The sequence below is a fragment of the Cupriavidus plantarum genome, from assembly GCF_905397285.1.
In the GTDB taxonomy this organism is placed as follows: domain Bacteria; phylum Pseudomonadota; class Gammaproteobacteria; order Burkholderiales; family Burkholderiaceae; genus Cupriavidus; species Cupriavidus plantarum.
This window is the reverse complement of record NZ_CAJPUX010000005.1, coordinates 222,826-242,385: the sequence shown is the minus strand read 5'-3', so window position 1 is coordinate 242,385 and position 19,560 is coordinate 222,826. Positions and strand designations below refer to the sequence as shown.

The following is a 19,560-nucleotide window of genomic DNA, read 5'->3' as shown; positions in this document are numbered from 1 at the left end:
GGGTCTCCCGACCACCCGGCCCCTTCGTGAAAGCGCCCCGAACGTCAACGCCGCCCGCGCATCAACCGCCCGCCCCGGCGGACAAGCCCGCCCGCATTACGCGTCGCGGAGAAGCCAAGCGCGCGGCGATCCTCGACACGGCGGCGGCGTTGTTCCTTGCGCGCGGCTACGACGGCGTAAGCCTCGACGAGATCGTCAAGGTGTGCGGCGGGTCGAAGACCAACGTCTACAGTTACTTCGGTGGCAAGGACGGCCTGTTCACCGCCGTCGTGGAAGCGCTTTGCGATCGCTTCGTCGCGAGCGTCGAGACGCTGGAGCCGTCGCGCAGCAGTACGGCCGACGGTTTGCGGGACCTCGCGCTGCGGTCGCTGGAGTCGCTATTGGAGGAGAGCCACCTGGCGTTCCTCCGGCTGGTCGTCGCGGAAGCGCGCAGGTTTCCCGAGGCAGGGCGGGCCTGGTATGCACGCGGGCCGATGGCCACGTGCCAGTACATTGCCGCCTATCTGTCCCGGCAGCAGGCGGCAGGGGTCAAACTCAACGCGGCGCCCGCGGGCGCCGCGCAGTTGTTTCACAGCATGGTCATCGCCGGCATCCTGCACCGGACGCTGGCCACGGGCGAGCGCCCAGACGCCGCGCAGATCGATTCGCTGGTGACAGCCGCCATCGACCTGATCGTCGCCCGGCCGTAGCGCGTTGCGCTGAATCAGTCGCGGCTGGGGATATTCACCGCGCGCTGCACGGCGGGCCGCGCCACGAAGGCCTCGAGCACGCGCGTGACTTCGGGAAAGTCCGCGATGCCGACGATATCGCCCGCCTCATAGAAGCCCACGAGATTGCGCACCCATGGGAACGTCGCCATGTCGGCGATCGTGTAGTCGTCGCCCATGATCCACGCGCGGCCCTTCAGGCGTTCGTTGAGCACGCCGAGCAGCCGCTTCGACTCCGCCACGTAGCGGTCGCGCGGACGCTTGTCCTCGTAGTCCTTGCCGGCGAACTTGTGGAAGAACCCAAGCTGGCCGAACATCGGGCCGATGCCGCCCATCTGGAACATCACCCACTGGATGGTCTCGTAGCGCGTGGCGGGATCGGCCGACATGAACTTGCCGGTCTTCTCGGCCAGATAGATCAGGATCGCGCCCGATTCGAACAGCGCGAGCGGCTTGCCGCCGGGACCGTCGGGATCGACGATCGCCGGGATCTTGTTGTTCGGATTGAGCGAGAGGAACTGGGGCGAGAGCTGGTCGTTGCTGTCGAAGCGCACGGCATGCGGCTCGTACGGCAGACCGGTCTCTTCGAGCATCAGCGACACCTTGATGCCGTTGGGCGTTGGCAGCGAATAGAGCTGCAGACGGTCGGGATGCGAGGCGGGCCACTTGTCGTGAACCGGGAACGACGCCAGTGTTGAAGCCATGAACACTCCGTGCGAATGGGGGATAAGAAATGGGAATGGCCGAAATGGTACCCCCATCCGCACGCGTCTGCTGACGTGCGCTTAACCCTTCAGGACCTGCCCGATCGCATTGGCGACCACGCCGACATTGCGTTCGTTCAGACCCGCCACGCACATGCGGCCCGAGCGCAGCAGATAGACGCCGTGTTCGTTCTTGAGGCGGTCCACCTGGTCGGCGGTCAGACCGGTGTACGTGAACATGCCGCGCTGCTTGATGTAGCGCGACAGCTTCTCGCCGGTCACGTGCTCGCGCAGCTGATCGTGAATAGCCTGCCGCATGCGCGCGATGCGGTCGCACATCGTGGCGAGTTCCTGCTGCCAGCTCGCGCGCAGTTCCGGCGAGGTCAGCACGCGCGCGACCACGCGCGCGCCGTGCGTCGGCGGGTTGCTGTAGTTGGCGCGCACCGCGCCGGTCAGCTGACCGAGCACGCGGCCTGCTTCATCGGCGCTCTGGCAGATCACGCTGAGGCCGCCACAACGCTCGCCATACAGCGAGAAGTTCTTCGAGAACGAATTCGCGACCAGCGCCGGCACGCCCTGGCGCGCGAGTTCGCGCACGACGAACGCGTCGTCGTCGAGGTTCGAACCAAAGCCCTGATAGGCCATATCGACGAACGGCAGCAGCTTGCGCTGCTTCACCACATCGATGACCTGGAGCCACTGCTCGTTGTTCAGATCGACGCCGGTCGGGTTGTGGCAGCACGCATGCAGCAGCACGATGCCGCCCTGCGGAATCTGCTGGATCGCGGCGAGCATCTCGTCGAACTTCAGGCCGCCGGTTGCGGGATCGTAGTACGGGTAGCTGTTGACCTTGAAGCCCGCGCGCTCGAACACCACACGGTGGTTTTCCCAGCTCGGGTCGCTGAGCCACAGCTCGGTATTGGGAAAGTAGCGCTTGAGGAAATCGGCGCCCACGCGCAGCGCGCCCGAGCCGCCGAGCGTCTGCAGCGTGGCGATCCGCCCATCCACGCGCGCAGGGTTGTCCTCGCCGAACACCAGCGCCTGCACGGCCTGACGGTAGGCGGCCATGCCGGACATCGGCAGGTACGGTCGCGGACCCATGTCGGCCAGCAGCGCGGCTTCCGCTTCGGCCACGGCCTTCATGACCGGCAGGCGGCCATCGTCATCGAAGTAGATGCCGATGCTCAGGTTGACCTTGTTGGTGCGCGGGTCCTGCTGGAAGTCTTCGTTGAGCGAAAGGATGGGGTCGCCCGGAAAGGCCTCGATATGTTGGAACATGGGATGGATGACCGGATGGCTTGGCAGGTAGTTGGGGGAGCGCGGGCGGGGCCTGGGGCCGCCGCCAAAACCGATAGCTTACGCCAAGAACGGGTGCGATGGCTCCCCTCGCGCCGTCTCGCGCGGGGGCCATCGCGGAAAAACCGTGCAGACCCGTTCAGACTTTCAGGGTGCCGCGGGCGATCTGGTCGCGTTCGAGCGACTCGAACAGCGCCTTGAAGTTGCCTTCGCCGAAGCCTTCATCGCCGCTGCGCTGGATGTACTCGAAGAACACCGGGCCTAGCACGGTCTTCGAGAAGATCTGAAGCAGCAGGCGCGGCTTGCCGTCCGCGGTGGTGCCGTCGAGCAGGATGCCGCGCGCCTTGAGCTGGTCCACGGGCTGGCCATGGCCGGGAAGGCGCGTTTCCAGCGCTTCGTAGTAATAGTCGTTCGGCGCGGTCATCAGTTCGACGCCAGACATCTGCAGGCGGTCGATGACATCGATCAGGTTGTCGGTCAGGAAGGCGATGTGCTGGATGCCCTCGCCATTGAAGGCCATCAGGAATTCCTCGATCTGGCCGCTGCCCTTCGACGATTCCTCGTTGAGCGGAATGCGGATGCGGCCGTCCGGCGCCGTCATCGCCTTCGACGTCAGGCCCGTGTACTCGCCCTGGATGTCGAAGTAGCGAATCTCGCGGAAGTTGAACAGGCGTTCATAGAAATTCGCCCAGTAGCTCATGCGGCCGCGATAGACGTTGTGCGTCAGGTGGTCGATCACGCGCAGGCCGTGGCCTTCGGGGCGGCGATCGACGCCTTCGATGAACTCGAAGTCGATGTCATAGATGGACTTGCCGTCCTCGAACCGGTCGATCAGATACAGCGGCGCGCCGCCGATCCCCTTGATCGCGGGCAGGCGCAGCTCCATCGGCCCCGTCGGAATCTCCACCGGCTGCGCGCCGAGTTCCAGCGCGCGCGCGTACGCCTTGTGCGAATCCTTTACGCGAAATGCCATGCCGCACGCGCTCGGGCCATGCTCGGCCGCGAAGTACGCCGCCTGGCTGTTGGGCTCGCGGTTCACGATGAAATTCACGTCACCCTGGCGATAGAGCACCACATCCTTCGAGCGATGGCGCGCCACGAGCGTGAAACCCATTTTCTCGAACAGCGGCTCGAGGACGTTCGGCATCGGCGACGCGAATTCGACGAACTCGAATCCCATCAGCTGCATCGGGTTGTCAAAGAGGTCGGCCATGGGCGTTTGCGAGGAGAGGTCTGTCATGGGGAAATTTTATTGCGGGTGTCAGGCCCGGATATTGCAGGGATCGCGTCAATACGGAGTCGTCCGACCGGCAAAAAGATGCGATATTCCCAACATCGGTGCGCCATCCCTGCCAGCGGTGAACGATTCGAGTGTATATTCGCGCCCGCAAAATAGGATTTCGTAACGCGCCAAGGGAAACCCTAGTTTGTGAGAGGAAATTTCGTAAAAATACGATGAGGAGAAATCGACGTGCAGAATCCGGAGCTCGATCGGACGGACCGGCGCCTGCTGGGCGTGCTGCAGGAACATGGACGCGCATCCAACCTCGAACTGGCCGAGGCCATCAGCCTGTCGCCGGCGCAGACGCTGCGCCGGCATCGGCGGCTCGAGGAAGCCGGCATCATCAAGCGATACGAGGCGCGGCTCGATAGCGCCGCGCTTGGGTTTGGCGTGACCGCCTTCATCCACGTGACGATGGAGCGCGGGCACATCCGGGACCTGTCGAAGTTCAAGGGCCTCGTGGCCGAACTCGCGCAGATCCAGGAGTGCTTTTCCGTCACGGGCGATATCGACTACGTGCTCAAGGTCGTCGCGCGAGACCTCAAGTCATTATCGGACTTCCTGCTCGATACGCTGATGCGCATCCCTGGCGTGAGCGGCGTGAAGTCGAGCGTGTGCCTCGACGAGATCAAGTGCACGAGCGCCATGCCGCTCGAGACCTGATCGCTTTCCCTCAATAGGCACCCTCGATCGGCACCCTCGATCGGCACCCTCAATCGGCAAACACGCCGAGCGTGGACTTCGGTTCAAGGAAGGCCTCGAGGCCGAACGTGCCGTACTCGCGTCCGAGGCCCGACTGCTTGAAGCCGCCGAACGGAGCCTTCGGCTCGTGCGCGAGCGTGTTCACGAGCACGCGGCCCGATTCGATGCGCGCGGCGATGCGGGCGGCATGACGGCGCGCGCGCTCGCCATCGGCCCCCATCACATACGCCGACAGCCCATAGGTGGTGTCGTTGGCGATGGCGATGGCCTCGTTCTCGTCGCGATACGTCAGGATCGACAGTACCGGTCCGAAGATCTCCTCGCGCGCGATCGTCATGTCGTTGCGCACGTCGGTGAATACCGTGGGCCGCACGAACCAGCCTGCCGACAGGCCATCGGGGCGTCCGGGCCCGCCGGCGACGAGCCGCGCGCCTTGCTCGAGGCCAAGCGCGATGTAGCGCTGCACGCGCTCCCACTGCCGCTGGCTCACCATCGGTCCGATCGCGGTGGCCGGATCGGACGGCAGGCCGGCCGGAAACTGGTGGATGGCGTCGCGGACGTGCGCCTCGAATTCCTCCTTGCGCGCCTCGGGCACGAGGATGCGCGTCCCCGCGATGCAGGCCTGTCCACTGTTCATGAAGCCCGCCTGCAGCGCCATCGGTACGACCTTCGCGAAGTCCGCATCGTCGAGGACGATCGTCGGCGACTTGCCGCCAAGCTCGAGCGTCACGCGCTTGAGCGTGTCCGCGCCGGCGCGCACGATGGCCTTGCCTACTGCCGTGGAACCCGTGAAAGAGATCTTGGCTACGTCCGCGTGGGCGGTGATGGCCGCGCCGACGACATCGCCGCGGCCCGTCACGATATGGAACGCGCCCGGGGGCAGCCCGGCCTCGTGCAGGGCCTCCGTCACGATGCGGGTTTGCAGCGCGCTCATCTCGCTGGGCTTGATGACGGCGGGGCAGCCCGCAGCCAGCGCGGTGGCGAGCTTGCCCGTGATGAAGCTCGCGTTGGCGTTCCATGGCGTGATGAGGCCCGCGACGCCGACCGGCGTCATCGTGACTTCCGCGGTGCCCGCGCGCCGCGTGAACGGGTAGTCGCGCAAGACATCGGCGGTGTGGGCGATGACGTCGGCGGCGTAGTCGACCATCCAGCGCGCGCGGCTGACGGGCGCGCCGTATTCCTCGATGACGGCGTCGAACAGTTCCGCCTCGCGCTTGCGCACGGCGGTCTCCATGCGCGAGAGCCACGCGAGGCGCTCCTCGCGGCTCGCGCTGGCGATGCGCGGCAGTGCGGCCCTGGCCGCGGCGATGGCCGCGTTGGCGTCGGCTTCGTCGGCAAGCCGCACGCGGCCGATGGTCTGCTCGGTGGCGGGGTTGTAGAGGTCGAACCATTCCTCGCCGTGCGGGGTGACGAAGGCGCCGTTGATGTAGATCTTGTCGATGGTGTGCATGATGGGGTGCGATCGGTGTGCAATCGAAAGTGGGCTTGCTACGAATGTAGGACCGCACCATTGACGCGTCTAGCCATACAATGTCGAACGAATCGTTGAATGAATCGGGATAATTGGAGGCGTCATGCAGACCAGCGGCTTGCAGGAACTCGAGGCGGTGCTCGCGGTGGCGCGGCACAAGAGCTTTCGCGCGGCGGCGGTCGAATTGGGCGTGTCGACGTCCGCGCTGTCGCACGGCATCGCCGCGCTGGAAGGGCGCATTGGCGTGCGCTTGTTCAACCGGACCACGCGCAGCGTGGCGCTATCGGAGGCGGGCGCCCAGTTCGTGGAAAACGTAGCGCCCGCGCTGGCCTCGATCCGCGACGCGCTTACGCAGGCGGGGACCTACGGCGAGACGCCGCGCGGCACGCTGCGCATCAATACCTCGGCAGGCGCGGCGCGGCAGGCATTGCCGATATTTCTCGAGTTTGGGCGGCGTTATCCGCAGATGCAGCTGGATGTGGTGACCGAAGGGCGGCTGATCGATATCGTCGTGGCGGGCTTCGACGCGGGCATCCGGCTGCTGGAAGCCGTCCCGCAGGACATGGTGGCCATTCCGTTCGGGCCCGATCAGCGCATGGTGGTAGTTGGCACGCCCGCCTATTTCGAGAAGCATCCAACCCCGCAGACCCCGATGGATCTGCTGAAGCATCGCTGCATCCGCGCGCGCATGGCCAGCGGCGCGATCTACCGGTGGGAGTTCACCCGTCACGGCGAGATGCTCGAAGTGGACGTCCCCGGCCCCATCACGCTCGACGACGCAACGCTGATGACGGCCGCCGTGCGCGACGGCGAGTGCCTGGCGTACCTCAGCGAGTGGAATGCCCGCGCCGACATCGAGGCGGGCCGCCTCGTGCGCGTGCTCGACGACTGGACGCCGTCATACGGCAGGCTTTGCCTGTACTACCCGAGCCGCCGCAACATCCCGGCGGGCCTGCGCGCGCTCGTGGCGTTGATGCGGGAATCCTGAGCGGCGATTGTCGCGCGCCGGATTTTGTCGCGCGCCGGATCGTCGCCCGCCGGGATCAACCGGCCGACGGCGGATCGATGCTCGCCATCGCGTCGGCGACCTCCTTGGCATCGGTCGGCCGCACGAGCCGCGCGACCTCCTGCCCGTCCCGCAGGAACACCAGTGTGGGCCAGAGCTTGACGCGGAACGAGCGGCCGAGCGGACGACCGCTGCCATCCTCGATCTTCACGTGACGAATCGACGGATGCGCCGCGAACGCGGTCTCGATCAGCGGCTGCGCGCGCATGCAGAAGCCGCACCACGGCGCGCCGAACTCGAGCAGCGTGGCGCCGGACAGCGCGTCGATGTCGGCACGCGCCGGCTCCGTGGCGGCGAAGGTCTTGGTCATGCTCATCGGTAGGGGTCTCCTGGTCTCGCGGAAAATGCTTAAGCGAAAATCGCGCCAGCGGCATCCTGCCCGGATTGCGGTTGATGCTGAGCCGCATTGTGCCGCGAAGTTTCGCGTCGTGCCGCGACCGGCGCGGGCCGCCACCACGTGGGCAAGAGTGCAAGAATTTCCGCGTCCGCAAAGCGATCGTCGATCAGCCATACCACGCCGCGGTCGTCGTCCGTCCGGATCACGCGGCCGGCGGCCTGCACCACCTTGCGCAATCCCGGATACAGGTAGGCATATGCATAGCCGCGGCCGAACACCTGCTCCATGCGCTCGCGCAACTGCTCGTTGACGGGGTTGACCTGCGGCAGCCCCAGCGTGGCGACGAATGCGCCGATCAATCGATCGCCCGGCAGATCGACGCCTTCCGAAAAACTGCCGCCGAGCACCGCGAAACCGATGCCGCAGCCGCCTTCGACGAAGCCGTCGATGAACGCGGCCTGGCCCGCTTCGTCCATGCCGCGTGCCTGCAGGCGGCAGGGCACGTCCGGATAGCTGCGCGCGAACGCTTCCGCCGCGCGCTGCAGGTAATCGTGGCTGCTGAAGAACGCGAGGTAGTTGCCGGGACGCGCCGCGTATTGCTCGCCCATCAACTGCACGAGTGCGGGCAGCGTGCGGTCGCGGTCGCGATAGCGCGTGGAGATACGCGTGGCGATATGGACGTCGAGCTGCTCCGCGCGGAACGGCGAGGGCACCTCGACCCACGCGGTACGCGCGGGCAGGCCGAGCATATCCGTGTAGTAGTCCACGGGCTGCAACGTCGCCGAGAACAGCGTGGTCGAATGGGCCCCCGCAAAGCGAGCGCGCAGGAACGGCGCCGGCAGCAGATTGCGAACGCAGGGCACTGCATCCACGCCGCGCTGGACGCGATGGCTTCCTCCGTGAGCGGGGCGCCGCGTGACGTCGAACAACGAATGCCTGCCGCCATGTTCCTCGATCTGCTCGGCCATCCGCACGAACTGCAAGGCATCGAAGTAGAAGCGCTCGAGCTCCGCGTCATGGCGATGCTGCGCGGGACCGTTGGCGCTCATCTGCTCGAGGATCGCGGCACAGCATTGCGTCAGCGCATCCACGAACGCGGCCGGCGCGGTCTCGCACACCTCGTAAGCCGCATCGGTCCGCGCCGCGAGCGCGCGCCATTGGCGGTTGACGCGCTCGATCGGCCTGGCCAGCGCCTTGGGCGCCGTCTTGCGCATGGTACGGAACGCAATGGGATCGAGCTCCGCGGTGTACATCGCGCGTGCCCGCTCGACGAGGTTGTGCGCCTCATCGACGAGCACGCTCACGCGCCACCCGTTGACGACGGTCAGCGCGTACAGCATCGCGTTGCGATCGAAGAAATAGTTGTAGTCGGCGACCACGACGTCGCTCCAGCGCACCATTTCCTGCGCGAGAAAATAGGGGCACACCGCGTGCGTCCGCGCGATCTCCCGCAGCGCCTCGCGATCGAGCCGCTGGGCATGCTCGAGCGTCCCCCTCGCGGCCTCGCGGGCGGCAGGCAGCCGGTCGTAGAAACTGCGCGCGAGCGGACAGGAGGCACCGTGGCACGCCAGGTCCGGATGCTCGCACGCCTTGTCGCGCGCGACGAGCTCGATCACGCGCAGCGGCGCGCCTTCGGCACGCGTGAGCCGCGCCGTCGCGCCGAGCGCCACGGCGCGGCCCGTCGAGCGCGCGGACAGGAAGAACAGTTTGTCGATTTGCTGTCCCGGCATGGCCTTGAGCGCGGGGAACACCGTGCCAATCGACTTGCCGATGCCCGTCGGCGCCTGCGTCAGGAGTGTGCGGCCCGAGGCGTTGGCCTTGTAGACGGACTCGGCGAGCGTGCGTTGACCGGGCCGAAAGCCGTCGTGCGGGAAGGGCAGCGTGGCGAGGCCAGCGTCGCGGGCCGACCGGTGCGCGATTTCCTGCTCGGCCCACGCCAGAAACACGCGGCAATGGCCCTCGAAGGTCGCCCGCAGCGTGGCGGCGTCGAAGCGCTCGCACTCCACCCGCTCTTGCTGGCTGAGGATGTCGAAATAGACGAGCGCGACGTCGATCTCTGCAAGATTTTCCTGCGCGCATAACATCCACGCGTAGGTTTTGGCTTGCGCCCAGTGGAGCGCGCGATGGTTGTCGGGGACCACGGCGCCTTCCCCGCGCACGGTCTTGATCTCCTCGAGCCGGTTGGCCGCGCGGTCGTAGCCGTCGGCCCGCCCGCGCACGCGCAGCCCCTCGAAGTCCATGCTGAGCGCCACTTCCGCGCGATAGTCCCCGCCGCGCCGGCGCGTTACCACGCCATGGCCGGCCACGCCTTCCTGCGCCGTGGGCGAAGGCGTGAACCGCAGGTCGAGGTCGCCAGCCTTGGCCGTGAACTCGCACAGCGTACGCACCGCGATGGTGTAGCGCGGCGGTACCTCGATGGGGGGTGTCCCGGCGGCGGGCATCGGGGAAAGGTCGGGCTCGGGCAAAACGGAAGGGGGCAAAACGGTCAGGTCGCGGGAAACTGTATGAATATACAGTGTGCGGCCGCCGCCGGGAAAGGATCTTGCAGGCAGAACGGGCAATTCCCCACTCGTTGTCTACCATAGGTCTCATGAAGAAGAAGACGCTCAAGATCGCGACGTTCAATATCAACGGTATCCGCACCCGGCTGCCCGCATTGCTTGCCTGGCTGGAACGCGAGGCGCCTGACGTCGTCTGCCTGCAGGAACTGAAGACCATCGACTCGGGTTTTCCGATCGACGAGATTCACGCCGCTGGATATGGCGCGATCTGGCATGGCCAGAAGTCATGGAACGGCGTCGCCATTCTTGCGCGCGATACCGATCCGATCGAAGCGCGCCGCGGCCTGCCGGGCGCCGAGGACGATACGCAGAGCCGCTACCTCGAAGCCGCGGTGCAGGGGGTGCTCGTCGCATGCCTGTATCTGCCGAACGGCAATCCGCAGCCGGGACCCAAGTTCGACTACAAGCTCGCGTGGTTCGAACGGCTGATCCGCCATGCGAAGGGTCTGTTCGACAGCGGTCATCCGGTCGTGCTGGCGGGCGACTATAACGTGGTGCCGACGGACGAGGACATCTACAACACGCGCTCGTGGCTCAAGGACGCGCTGTTACAGCCGGAGTCGCGTGAGTGCTACCGGCGCCTGCTCGCGCAGGGCTGGACCGACGCGCTACGCGCGCGGTATCCCGAGGAGCGGATCTATACGTTCTGGGATTATTTCCGGCAGCACTGGCAAACGAACTCGGGCCTGCGGATCGATCATTTGCTGCTGAGCGCGGACCTCGCGCCGCGGCTCAAGGACGCCGGCGTCGATCGCTGGGTCCGCGGCGAGCCGCACGCGAGCGACCATGCGCCAACGTGGGTCGTGCTGGACATGGCCAGGCGGAAATGACAACGCGCGTTACCGCGTTACCTTCAGGCCGGGATGGCTTCCCGCTCCCCGCGCGGCGCGCGATGGTGGGCCGACGGGTCGCTGGAGACCGCGCCGATCAGCATGTCGCAGGCGGCCTCGAAGCGATCGTTGGAGCCCGACATCCGGGCCGTGATCACACCGTTCTGCACGGCGCCATAGATCACCTTCGCCAGCGCTTCGGGCGCCACGGCGCCGGGGCAGCCGCGTTCCTCTTCGGCGCGTTGCAGCAGCCGCGTCAGCCACGCTTCGTTCATCTGGAAGTGGGCCTGCAGCAACGCTCGCACTGGCTCCGGCATCGTCACGACTTCCGCCGACAGCATGCCCGCGAGGCACGCGTTGCCGAGGTCGATCGTGGCGTTCAACGGTTCCAGGAACTGTTTCGCCTGTTCAGGCAGCGGCAGCGACGGATCGATCGCCTGAATGCGATCTGACACGGATGCCGTGTACAGCTTTACCGCTTCCAGCACCAGATCGTCCTTGGTCGGGAAGTAGTAGTGAATGCTCGACGTCTTGACGCCCACGAGCTCCGCCAGGTCACGGTAGCTGAATCCGTTGTATCCGCGGCGCTGGATCAGGACCAGCGTGTGGGCCAGCAATTGGTCGCGTACGGACGTTGTTTTCATGACGGTTGTCTATCGCCGGGATAGACCCTCCTGTTACTACGCCGCCGATCAAATCGATAGCGTTCGCGCGACGAGCGAGAGCAGCGCTCCGCTTGCCATGCAAAGCGCTACCCATCCGCCCACGATCAGGGCACTGTCACGCCAACTCATCTGGAAACTCCGGTTCATGCCTTGAGCGCTTCGGCGCTCAGGCGCGGGCGCCGTCGGTGTAGACATCGCGAGTACGCGCGCCGTCGGTGTAGACGTCACGGGTACGTTGCGGCTCGGCCGATACGCCCGTACGGTCCAGCCCAGCCACGAGGCCGTCGCGGTTGGTGATGCGGGCACCGTCGGTGTAGCCGTCGCGGTTGCTGATGCGCGCGCCTTGCGAATACACGTCGCGGGCATCGTTCACGCGGAAGTTGTAGCCATAGCGGTCGCCGGCATGCGTGCTGTCCACCGGGTCCTGGGCTTGTGCGGCGCCCGAAGCAAAGGCGGCGGCAACAGCGAACGTGGCGGCGGTGAGGATGGTCTTGGCATTCATGATGGGCTCCTTATGCGTTTTCCGTCGATGTTATCTACTACTAGATAGATTCACGACGCTAAAAAAAAGGCCGGTGCGGTGATTCGTGTTGTTGCAGCGGCGTCCATGAGTCGAAGAATATCTACTACTAGATAGATAAGCAAGGACTTTGTGGTAAAGAATTCGAGCAGCCCTTCTAATTTGGCGCGCCCATCTGCCTCAACGCTCTGATTCACAAGGAAAAACGGCTCCGGCACATTGCTGCGCCAGAGCCGCCAAAACTGCCGCGCCGTCGGGAGATCAGCCGCGCTGACCCACCTTGAACGCGATTTCCCCCACGCCATCGACGCCCGCGGTGACCTTGTCGCCCGGCAGCAGCGCGCCGACGCCGGCCGGCGTGCCCGTGAAGATCACATCGCCGGGGGCCAGTTCCATGCTCTCGGAGATATAGGCGATGACGTCCGCCACGGGCCAGATCAGTTCGTCGAGGTCGCCAACCTGACGTTCCTCGCCGTTGACCTTGAGCCAGATCGCGCCTTTCTCGGGATGCCCGATACGCGAGACCGGCTGCAGCGGACCGCACGGGCCCGAGGCGTCGAAGGCCTTGGACCAGTCCCAGGGACGGCTCATCTTCTTGGCCACGTCCTGCAGATCGCGTCGCGTGAGGTCGACGCCCACCGCGTAGCCCCACACGAGGTCGAGCGCCTGGGACGGGCTCACGTTGCGGCCGCCCTTGCCAAGCGCGACGACGAGTTCGATCTCGTGGTGGAGGTTTTCGGTCAGCGGCGGATAGGGCACCGTGCCCTCGGCCGCCACCACCGCATCCGCGGGCTTGGTGAAGAAGAACGGCGGTTCGCGATCCGGATCCTTGCCCATTTCGCGCGCGTGCGCCGCGTAGTTGCGGCCGACGCAGAAGACGCGGCGGATCGGGAAGCGCGCATGGCTGTCCGCCACGGCAATGCTGGCCCGCGGGGCGGGCGCAATGACGTATTCAGTGGTTTCGGCGGTGGTCTCGGCGTTGGTCTCGGTGGTGGTGTCGGCGGTCATGGCTTGACTCTTTGTAGGATGGATTACTTGGCGAAGACCTGCGACAGGTCGCCGAAAGCCTTGAATTCGAGCGCGTTGCCCGACGGATCGAGGAAGAACATCGTGGCCTGTTCGCCCACTTCGCCCTTGAACCGCACGTACGGCTCGATCACGAACTTGGTGTCCACGGCGCGCAGCTTGTCCGCCAGTGCCTCCCACTGTTCCATCGACAAAATCGCGCCGAAGTGGCGCACGGGCACGTCATGGCCGTCCACCGCGCTGTTGCCGCGATGGCCGCACTCGTCGGGCGACAGGTGCGCGACGATCTGGTGGCCGTAGAAATCGAAATCGACCCAGGCGTCGGAACTGCGGCCTTCGGGACAACCGAGCAGGTCGCCGTAGAACGCGCGCGCGCTGGCGAGGTCGTGGACGGGAAAGGCGAGGTGGAACAACGGAATAGCGCTCATGTTCTGGCTGAGGTGGTAGGGACTGGCGTTGATTGTAAGCAGAAGCCTGCGTAATATGAAACGAATGATTATTGGCCTGAGCATCAGCCTTTTTGATATACCGTCCGATTCCCGAGTGTCGCGTTGATCCGCTATTTCCAGACCTTCCTTGTTGCCGCAGAGACGGCGTCCTTCTCCGCCGCAGGCGCGCGGCTTGGCCTGACGCAGTCCGCCGTCAGCATGCAGATCCGCCGGCTCGAGGAGGAACTGGGATGCCAGCTCTTCGACCGCACGGGCAAGTCGGTGGCGCTGAGCGAGGACGGGCGGCGGCTGCTGGACGACGCAACGCGCTTCGTGGCGCTCTATGCGTCGATGAAAGGCGCGGGCAGCCGCGGGCAGCCGGACCTCGCGCCCCTGGACCTCGGCGCGGTCTCGACGGTGCAGTCCACGCTGTTGCCGAAGGCGATGCAGCGGTTTCGCGCGGGTTTTCCCAACACCCACGTCAACGTGGTACCCGGCATGTCCACGCAATTGCTCACCCAGGTGGATGCGCGCGAGCTGGATATCGCGGTGCTGGTGCGCCCGCGGCTCGGGATTCCGCCCGAGCTCAAATGGGTCCATCTGCTGAACGAGCCGTTCGTGGCGATCGCGCCGGCCGGCGCCGTCGCGCCGGCGCAGGATTCCGCCGCCCTCGCTGATCTCGCCGACATCCTGCCGACGATGCCTTTCATTCGCTACAACCGCCATTCGACCGGCGGACAGCTCGTGGACCGTTATCTGCGGCGGCACCGCTTATGGGTAAGGGAGGGCATGGAGCTCGACGAGCCCGCGGTGATCCTGCAGATGGTGGCGGAAGGACTCGGATGCGCGATTTTGCCGGCGGCGCTCGTGCCCGTGCACGCGACCCCGCAGGTGGCGCTGCTCCGGATGCCGGGGCCCCCGCCGCAGCGCGAGATCGGGGTGCTGGTCCGCCAGACCGCGCTCAGGCGCGAGTCCGTGGCCGCGCTGATCGAGGCGCTGGAGGCCGAGAGCGCGCGATGGCGCGCTCCGGCATGAGCCTTCGACGCGTTCAGGCGTTGCTGGGCTGCGCCTGAGGGGCAGGCTGGGCCCGGCGCACGGACAGCGCCATCAGCGCGGCGATGAGGCACGCGCCGCCCGCGACGTAGAGCGCCGGCGCATAGGTCAGCAGCATCGTCCGCGACAGCCCGGCGCCGAACGCCGCCGTGGCCGCGCCGATCTGGTGGGCCGCGAAGATCCAGCCGAATACCATGGGCGCGCGGTCGCGGCCAAAGGCGCTGCCCGCCAGCTTGATGGTCGGCGGCACGGTGGCGATCCAGTCGAGCCCATAGAACATTGCGAAGATCGAGAGGCCGTACAGCGTGAACGTCGAATGCGGAAGCCAGAACAGCGAGAGGCCGCGCAGCGCGTAATACCAGAACAGCAGCTTGCGGCTGTCGTAGCGGTCGGACAGCCAGCCCGAGAGGATGGTGCCGACGAAGTCGAACGCGCCCATCATGGCCAGCGCCGAGGCGGCCGGCACGGCGGACATGCCGTAGTCCGCGCAGAGCGAGATGAAGTGCGTCTGGATCAGGCCGTTCGTGGACAGGCCGCAGATGAAGAATGTGCCGGCGAGAATCCAGAACGTCGGATTGCGCATCGCTTCGGCGAGCACGACGAACGGTCCACGCAGCGTGAGGGGCGCCTGGGGAGCAGGCGGCGCGGCAGGCGCGGCAACCGCGGCGGGCGATTCTCCGAAGGCGGGTTTGCCGATGTCCGACGGCCGGTTACGCATGAAGGCGAACACCGCGCATGCCAGCACCGCGCAGGCGATGAGCACCGGCAGCACGGCGACACGCCAGCCCATATGTTCGATCAGCCAGGCGGCCACCGGCAGGAACGCCAGCTGCCCCGTGGCCGAACTTGCCGTCAGCAGGCCGATGACGAGGCCGCGGCGCGCATGGAACCACCGGTTGGCCACCACAGCGGCCAGCACCAGCGCGGTCATGCCCGAGCCAATGCCGAGCAGCAGCCCCCACGCGAGGAACAGTTGCCACAGTTCGGTGGCGACGGTGGCCAGCGCCATGCCGGCGCCGATCATCGCGAGCGCCGCGCAGACGACGTTACGGACGCCGAAGCGTTCCATCAGGATGGCCGAGAACGGGGCCATCAATCCGAACAGCGCAAAGCGGAACGCGAGGATGGACGAGATCTGGTCGGTGTCCCACCCCATCTCCTTCGTCAGCGGCTTGAGGAACGCACCGGGCAGGCCGAGCGAGGCGGACGTGGTGAGCATCACGCAGAACGTGACGATGGCGATCAGCCACGCGTAGTGAATGCCGTGCCGGTCGAGCCGGCGGGATAGGGCGTGCGCGAACATGTGTGGTCTTGTCTGGCAGGTGGATGGGAGTTAAAGCATGGAAATCATGGCTGGAGGAGCTGGCGGCGCGCCGCCTCGATGATGGCATCGGAAAGCGGATCGCCGCGCGAAGCGCGCGCAATCGCCATCGTACCGATGAGTAGCGCGATTTGCGCAAGCGCGGTGTCGTTGGCTTCAGGACTGTCGGGATTGGGCAACGTCCCGCGCCAGGCGTCGACCATCTCGCGCACGCCCGCCACGTAGACATCGCGAATCGGCTTGTCCGCGGGCTCGCGCGCGACGTCGCCGGTGAGCGCGGCGGCGGTGCAGCCGTCGGCGGCGTGGTCGCGGTGGTTTTGGGTGAGATAGGGGTCCATCAGCCGGCGGCGCGCTTCGCGGCCGTCGCCGTTCGCCTCGGCGATCCGCCGCGACCAGCGTTCGCCGGACTCCGCGAAGGCGCGGGCGCAGGCAATTGCGGCGAGTTCGTCCTTCGAGCGGAAGTGCCCGTAGAACCCGCCGTGCGTGAGACCCGCGTCGGCCATGACCTGCGCCACGGTCACGCCATGGAGTCCATACTCCTTGAACAGCCTCGACGACGAACGCTCGATGTCGATCTTGTGTTGGTCGGCGACTGCCCGGGATGCGCGTGCCATGAGACCCCCCTCGAAATTTGAACTTGACGCCATCTTAAATGATGAACATACTTTATTCAATAGATGTTATATGTCATCCATTAGTGTTCCGCACTGACCTGCCCAAAGGAGATAGTCGTGTCCAAACTGTTCGATATGTCCGGCCGCGTGGCCGTCCTCACTGGTTCCACCAAAGGCATGGGCCTCGCCATGGCCCGCGCGCTCGGTGAAGCCGGCGCGAAGGTCATCGTGTCCGGCCGCAGCGCCGAGGTATCCGAGAAAGTCGCCGCCGAGTTGAAGGCGTCAGGCATCACCGCCACGGGCATCCCCTGCGACATCGCGGACAGCGCGAGCGTGGCGAAGTTTGCCGAGGCCGCTCTGGCGACTTATGGCCGTGTTGACGCGCTGGTCCTCAATGCAGCCGCCAGCGCCGTGGTGGGAACGATCCTTGGCCAGGGCGCCGACAAGCTCGACGACGTGATCGCGGGCAACGTGCGCGGCAACCTCGAGCTTGTGAATGCGCTGGCGCCGCAAATGATCGAGCGCCGCGACGGCTCCATCACTTTCATGTCGAGCATCGCCGCGCGCCGCAGCTCGCCGATGCTCGCGTTGTACAGCGTGTCCAAGGCCACCATCGACATGCTGATGCGCAACTTCGCGCAGACGCTGGGCCCGCACAACATCAACGTGAACAGCATCAACCCCGGTCCCGTGCGTACCGACTTCTCGCGCGACGCGCTGTGGGGCGATCCCGAACGCGAGAAGATGCTCGCGGGCAATATTCCGATGCGCCGCATCGCCGAAGCCGATGACGTGGCCGGCCTGGCGCTGTTGCTCGCCTCTCCGGCGGGCCGCTACATCAGCGGCCAGTCGATCGGTGTCGATGGCGGCATCACCGCTTGAACGTGCACCGTCTTCGCGCTTTCTCGACCGCCCACGCGTCCTCTTTGCACCGCATGTGTGCGGCGCAAAAATAACGCTTCAATCCTTGGATTCGCGGCCGATACACGGGCTGTCAATCCCGATATCCCGTCGATCCAAGGAGCGTCGTGCCCGCCTTTCTGTCCCCCGCCGTGCGCCTGATGGCGCGTCTCTCGATCCATCGCAAGCTCCTGCTGCTGACGGCGCTGTTCCTGATTCCGCTCGGGGGCGCGCTGTTCGCCGTGTTCGCGCAATCCGTGCAGGCCATCGGTTCCACGCGCGACGAATTGCGCGGACTCGTCATCGTCGAGCGAGCGCTCGATTTCATGCGCGAGACGCAGGTGCGCCGCGGCGCCGCCAATGGCGTGCTCTCCGGCAACAAGAGCTTCCAGGCGACGTTCGATCAGGCCGACGCCAAAGCCGCCGATCATCTCGCCGCGTTGCTCGCCGATGTCGCGAAGGCGCCGGACTTCGCCGTGGAGGCGGATGCCCGCAAGCTCGACGAGGCATGGCAGCAGATCCGCCGCCTCGGTCTCAATACGCCCGCGCCGCCGCTGTTCGACCGGCATAGCGTGCTGGTCAAGCAGACGCGGCTGTTCGTCGGCGATGTCGCCGACCGTTCGTCGCTCGCGCTCGATCCCGACGCGGGCTCGTACTACCTGATCAACCTGATGGTCTCGCCGATGCCGCGCCTTGCCGAACTCGGCGCGCTCGCGCGCGGCCGTGGCGCCGGCATCATCGCGCGCGGCGGCTTCGCGGATGCCACCCAGCAGGCGGAGCTGGCCACGCTGGCCGAACAGATTCAGGACAGCCTCGAGTCCGTGCGGCGCGACGTGGGACGCGTCGCGCGCGGCGCCCCGGCGTACCGCGAGCGTGTGGAAGCCGCCGCGAAGAAGCTGGCCGCGATGGACAACTTCTATCGCACGATGAAGGTGAGCATGCTCGGCTCCAGCGGTATCACCATCGATGCGAAGAACTATTTCGCGGAAGGTACCGCGGCGATCGACGGGGTGTCCGACGTCATGCACGAGTTCGCGGCGCTCACGCGTGAAATGCTCGACGCGCGGATGGCAGGCGAGCAGCGGCAACTGATCCTGCTCGGCGTCGTGGCGCTGCTCACGGTAGGCACGGCCTGCTATCTCTTCGCGGGATTCAGCGTAGGGATGCGCGAGGACGTGCGGGACGTGGCGGAGCTGGTCACGCGCATCAATGCCGGCGATCTCGGGGTCAGCGTGGAAGCGCGCGGCCGCGATGAGCTCAGTGAAGTGAAGCGGCATCTGATGTCGATGGTGGGGACGCTGCGCGGGCTCATCGGCGACACGAAGGAGGGCGCGCAGAACGTGCTCGTGGCGGCCAACGAGATCGCGCAGGGCAACACCGACCTGTCGCAGCGGACCGAGGAGCAGGCATCCTCGCTCGAACAGACCGCCGCGAGCATGGAGCAGCTGACTTCGATCGTCCAGCAGAACGCCGGCAATGCAAAGCAGGCGAGCGAACTCGCGGGCGAGGCATCGCGCATCGCGAGCGATGGCGGTGCCTCCGTGGCGCGCATGCGCGAGACGATGGGCGAGATCGAAGCGGATTCGCGCCGCATCGTCGAGATCATTGCCGTCATCGACAGCATCGCGTTCCAGACGAATATCCTCGCGCTCAACGCGGCGGTGGAAGCCGCGCGCGCGGGCGAATACGGGCGAGGCTTCGCTGTCGTGGCGAGCGAAGTCCGCAGCCTCGCGCAACGCGCGGCCAACTCGGCGAAGGAGATCCGCACGCTGATCTCGCAGTCGGTTCAGCGTGTGGCATCGGGCAACGCGCTCGCCGGGGAGACCGCCGACACCATGCACGAGATCGTGGCGGCCGTGCGCCGCGTGACATCGATGATGGACGAGATCAGCACCGCGTCTCACGAACAGAGCAGCGGCATTGCACAGGTCAACCAGGCGGTGACGCAGATGGATCAGGTCACGCAGCAGAACGCCGCGCTTGTCGAAGAGGCCGCCGCCGCCGCGCAGGCCCTGCATGAGCAGGCCCTGCGCATGGAGCGGTCGGTGAGCGTGTTCCGGCTCACCAGCGTCTGACG

The 19,560-nt window shown here is 66.2% G+C and carries 19 protein-coding genes; 7 read left to right on the top strand and 12 right to left on the bottom strand.

The window, feature by feature from the left end; translation table 11 throughout:
* The first annotated feature begins 26 nt into the window (after positions 1-26).
* Positions 27-689: a TetR/AcrR family transcriptional regulator gene (locus KHP16_RS21125; protein WP_109583959.1), complete on the top strand. Its 663-nt coding sequence runs from the start codon at positions 27-29 to the stop codon at positions 687-689.
* Positions 690-703: 14 nt separating this feature from the next.
* Here the strand turns inward: KHP16_RS21125 and KHP16_RS21120 are convergent, their stop codons facing one another.
* The 3 genes from KHP16_RS21120 to hppD all read right to left on the bottom strand — a co-directional run bounded on the left by KHP16_RS21120 (position 704) and on the right by hppD (position 3,920).
* Positions 704-1,411, bottom strand: coding sequence for a glutathione S-transferase N-terminal domain-containing protein (locus tag KHP16_RS21120; RefSeq protein WP_109583960.1), 708 nt, complete (start codon positions 1,409-1,411; stop codon positions 704-706).
* A gap of 81 nt (positions 1,412-1,492) precedes the next feature.
* Entirely contained in the window at positions 1,493-2,689 is a 1,197-nt protein-coding gene (locus tag KHP16_RS21115) for an amino acid aminotransferase (RefSeq protein ID WP_109583961.1), read from the bottom strand.
* Between the two features lie 157 nt (positions 2,690-2,846).
* A complete protein-coding gene (hppD, locus tag KHP16_RS21110; protein WP_109583962.1) occupies positions 2,847-3,920 on the bottom strand; it encodes a 4-hydroxyphenylpyruvate dioxygenase in 1,074 nt (357 codons plus the stop codon).
* A gap of 258 nt (positions 3,921-4,178) precedes the next feature.
* Between hppD and KHP16_RS21105 the strand changes: the two genes are divergently transcribed.
* Complete coding sequence (locus KHP16_RS21105; RefSeq protein WP_109583963.1) at positions 4,179-4,652, top strand: Lrp/AsnC family transcriptional regulator; 474 nt, start codon at positions 4,179-4,181, stop codon at positions 4,650-4,652.
* A 49-nt stretch (positions 4,653-4,701) separates the two neighbouring features.
* On the opposite strand, the gene KHP16_RS21100 is transcribed toward KHP16_RS21105, so the two are convergent.
* Positions 4,702-6,141: an aldehyde dehydrogenase family protein gene (locus KHP16_RS21100; protein WP_211961058.1), complete on the bottom strand. Its 1,440-nt coding sequence runs from the start codon at positions 6,139-6,141 to the stop codon at positions 4,702-4,704.
* A gap of 124 nt (positions 6,142-6,265) precedes the next feature.
* Here KHP16_RS21100 and KHP16_RS21095 point away from each other — a divergent pair, with 124 nt between their 5' ends.
* Positions 6,266-7,150 carry a LysR family transcriptional regulator gene (locus KHP16_RS21095; RefSeq protein WP_109583965.1) on the top strand — a complete coding sequence of 295 codons (885 nt, stop codon included), beginning with the start codon at positions 6,266-6,268 and terminating at the stop codon, positions 7,148-7,150.
* 55 nt (positions 7,151-7,205) lie between these two features.
* Here the strand turns inward: KHP16_RS21095 and KHP16_RS21090 are convergent, their stop codons facing one another.
* Positions 7,206-7,544 (bottom strand): thioredoxin family protein, encoded by a 339-nt coding sequence (locus tag KHP16_RS21090; protein WP_109583966.1) that lies wholly within the window; start codon positions 7,542-7,544, stop codon positions 7,206-7,208.
* Positions 7,545-7,576: 32 nt separating this feature from the next.
* The gene (locus KHP16_RS21085) at positions 7,577-10,006 is read right to left on the bottom strand and encodes an ATP-dependent DNA helicase (protein WP_211961057.1); all 2,430 of its coding nucleotides are present in this window, start codon (positions 10,004-10,006) and stop codon (positions 7,577-7,579) included.
* A 149-nt stretch (positions 10,007-10,155) separates the two neighbouring features.
* Between KHP16_RS21085 and xth the strand changes: the two genes are divergently transcribed.
* Positions 10,156-10,956, top strand: a complete 801-nt coding sequence (gene xth / locus KHP16_RS21080) for an exodeoxyribonuclease III (protein WP_211961056.1) — start codon at positions 10,156-10,158, stop codon at positions 10,954-10,956.
* A 23-nt stretch (positions 10,957-10,979) separates the two neighbouring features.
* Here the strand turns inward: xth and KHP16_RS21075 are convergent, their stop codons facing one another.
* From KHP16_RS21075 to KHP16_RS21060, 4 genes are all read right to left on the bottom strand, one after another.
* Positions 10,980-11,600 (bottom strand): TetR/AcrR family transcriptional regulator, encoded by a 621-nt coding sequence (locus tag KHP16_RS21075; protein WP_211961055.1) that lies wholly within the window; start codon positions 11,598-11,600, stop codon positions 10,980-10,982.
* Between the two features lie 187 nt (positions 11,601-11,787).
* Positions 11,788-12,123, bottom strand: coding sequence for a hypothetical protein (locus tag KHP16_RS21070; protein WP_109583969.1), 336 nt, complete (start codon positions 12,121-12,123; stop codon positions 11,788-11,790).
* 279 nt (positions 12,124-12,402) lie between these two features.
* Positions 12,403-13,149: a fumarylacetoacetate hydrolase family protein gene (locus KHP16_RS21065; protein WP_211961054.1), complete on the bottom strand. Its 747-nt coding sequence runs from the start codon at positions 13,147-13,149 to the stop codon at positions 12,403-12,405.
* Between the two features lie 23 nt (positions 13,150-13,172).
* Positions 13,173-13,595, bottom strand: coding sequence for a VOC family protein (locus KHP16_RS21060; protein WP_109583971.1), 423 nt, complete (start codon positions 13,593-13,595; stop codon positions 13,173-13,175).
* A 123-nt stretch (positions 13,596-13,718) separates the two neighbouring features.
* Between KHP16_RS21060 and KHP16_RS21055 the strand changes: the two genes are divergently transcribed.
* Positions 13,719-14,630, top strand: a complete 912-nt coding sequence (locus tag KHP16_RS21055; protein ID WP_179594220.1) for a LysR family transcriptional regulator — start codon at positions 13,719-13,721, stop codon at positions 14,628-14,630.
* A 13-nt stretch (positions 14,631-14,643) separates the two neighbouring features.
* Here the strand turns inward: KHP16_RS21055 and KHP16_RS21050 are convergent, their stop codons facing one another.
* Both KHP16_RS21050 and KHP16_RS21045 read right to left on the bottom strand, forming a co-directional pair.
* Entirely contained in the window at positions 14,644-15,951 is a 1,308-nt protein-coding gene (locus KHP16_RS21050; RefSeq protein ID WP_211961053.1) for an MFS transporter, read from the bottom strand.
* A gap of 44 nt (positions 15,952-15,995) precedes the next feature.
* On the bottom strand, positions 15,996-16,583 hold the full coding sequence (locus KHP16_RS21045) for a TetR/AcrR family transcriptional regulator (RefSeq protein WP_109583974.1): 588 nt from the start codon (positions 16,581-16,583) through the stop codon (positions 15,996-15,998).
* Between the two features lie 117 nt (positions 16,584-16,700).
* On the opposite strand from KHP16_RS21045, the gene KHP16_RS21040 reads away from it, so the two are divergent.
* Positions 16,701-17,465 carry an SDR family NAD(P)-dependent oxidoreductase gene (locus tag KHP16_RS21040; protein WP_109583975.1) on the top strand — a complete coding sequence of 255 codons (765 nt, stop codon included), beginning with the start codon at positions 16,701-16,703 and terminating at the stop codon, positions 17,463-17,465.
* Between the two features lie 146 nt (positions 17,466-17,611).
* Positions 17,612-19,558, top strand: a complete 1,947-nt coding sequence (locus KHP16_RS21035) for a methyl-accepting chemotaxis protein (RefSeq protein ID WP_244835932.1) — start codon at positions 17,612-17,614, stop codon at positions 19,556-19,558.
* Positions 19,559-19,560: the final 2 nt, after the last annotated feature.

Excerpts from the sequence above, each read along its gene's own strand:
- KHP16_RS21120 (WP_109583960.1), bottom strand. The coding sequence starts at position 1,411 with ATGGCTTCAACACTGGCGTCGTTCCCGGTTCACGACAAGTGGCCCGCC.
- KHP16_RS21115 (WP_109583961.1), bottom strand. The coding sequence starts at position 2,689 with ATGTTCCAACATATCGAGGCCTTTCCGGGCGACCCCATCCTTTCGCTC.
- hppD (WP_109583962.1), bottom strand. The coding sequence starts at position 3,920 with ATGGCCGACCTCTTTGACAACCCGATGCAGCTGATGGGATTCGAGTTC.
- KHP16_RS21100 (WP_211961058.1), bottom strand. The coding sequence starts at position 6,141 with ATGCACACCATCGACAAGATCTACATCAACGGCGCCTTCGTCACCCCG.
- KHP16_RS21095 (WP_109583965.1), top strand. The coding sequence starts at position 6,266 with ATGCAGACCAGCGGCTTGCAGGAACTCGAGGCGGTGCTCGCGGTGGCG.
- KHP16_RS21090 (WP_109583966.1), bottom strand. The coding sequence starts at position 7,544 with ATGAGCATGACCAAGACCTTCGCCGCCACGGAGCCGGCGCGTGCCGAC.
- KHP16_RS21085 (WP_211961057.1), bottom strand. The coding sequence starts at position 10,006 with ATGCCCGCCGCCGGGACACCCCCCATCGAGGTACCGCCGCGCTACACC.
- xth (WP_211961056.1), top strand. The coding sequence starts at position 10,156 with ATGAAGAAGAAGACGCTCAAGATCGCGACGTTCAATATCAACGGTATC.
- KHP16_RS21075 (WP_211961055.1), bottom strand. The coding sequence starts at position 11,600 with ATGAAAACAACGTCCGTACGCGACCAATTGCTGGCCCACACGCTGGTC.
- KHP16_RS21070 (WP_109583969.1), bottom strand. The coding sequence starts at position 12,123 with ATGAATGCCAAGACCATCCTCACCGCCGCCACGTTCGCTGTTGCCGCC.
- KHP16_RS21065 (WP_211961054.1), bottom strand. The coding sequence starts at position 13,149 with ATGACCGCCGACACCACCACCGAGACCAACGCCGAGACCACCGCCGAA.
- KHP16_RS21060 (WP_109583971.1), bottom strand. The coding sequence starts at position 13,595 with ATGAGCGCTATTCCGTTGTTCCACCTCGCCTTTCCCGTCCACGACCTC.
- KHP16_RS21050 (WP_211961053.1), bottom strand. The coding sequence starts at position 15,951 with ATGTTCGCGCACGCCCTATCCCGCCGGCTCGACCGGCACGGCATTCAC.
- KHP16_RS21045 (WP_109583974.1), bottom strand. The coding sequence starts at position 16,583 with ATGGCACGCGCATCCCGGGCAGTCGCCGACCAACACAAGATCGACATC.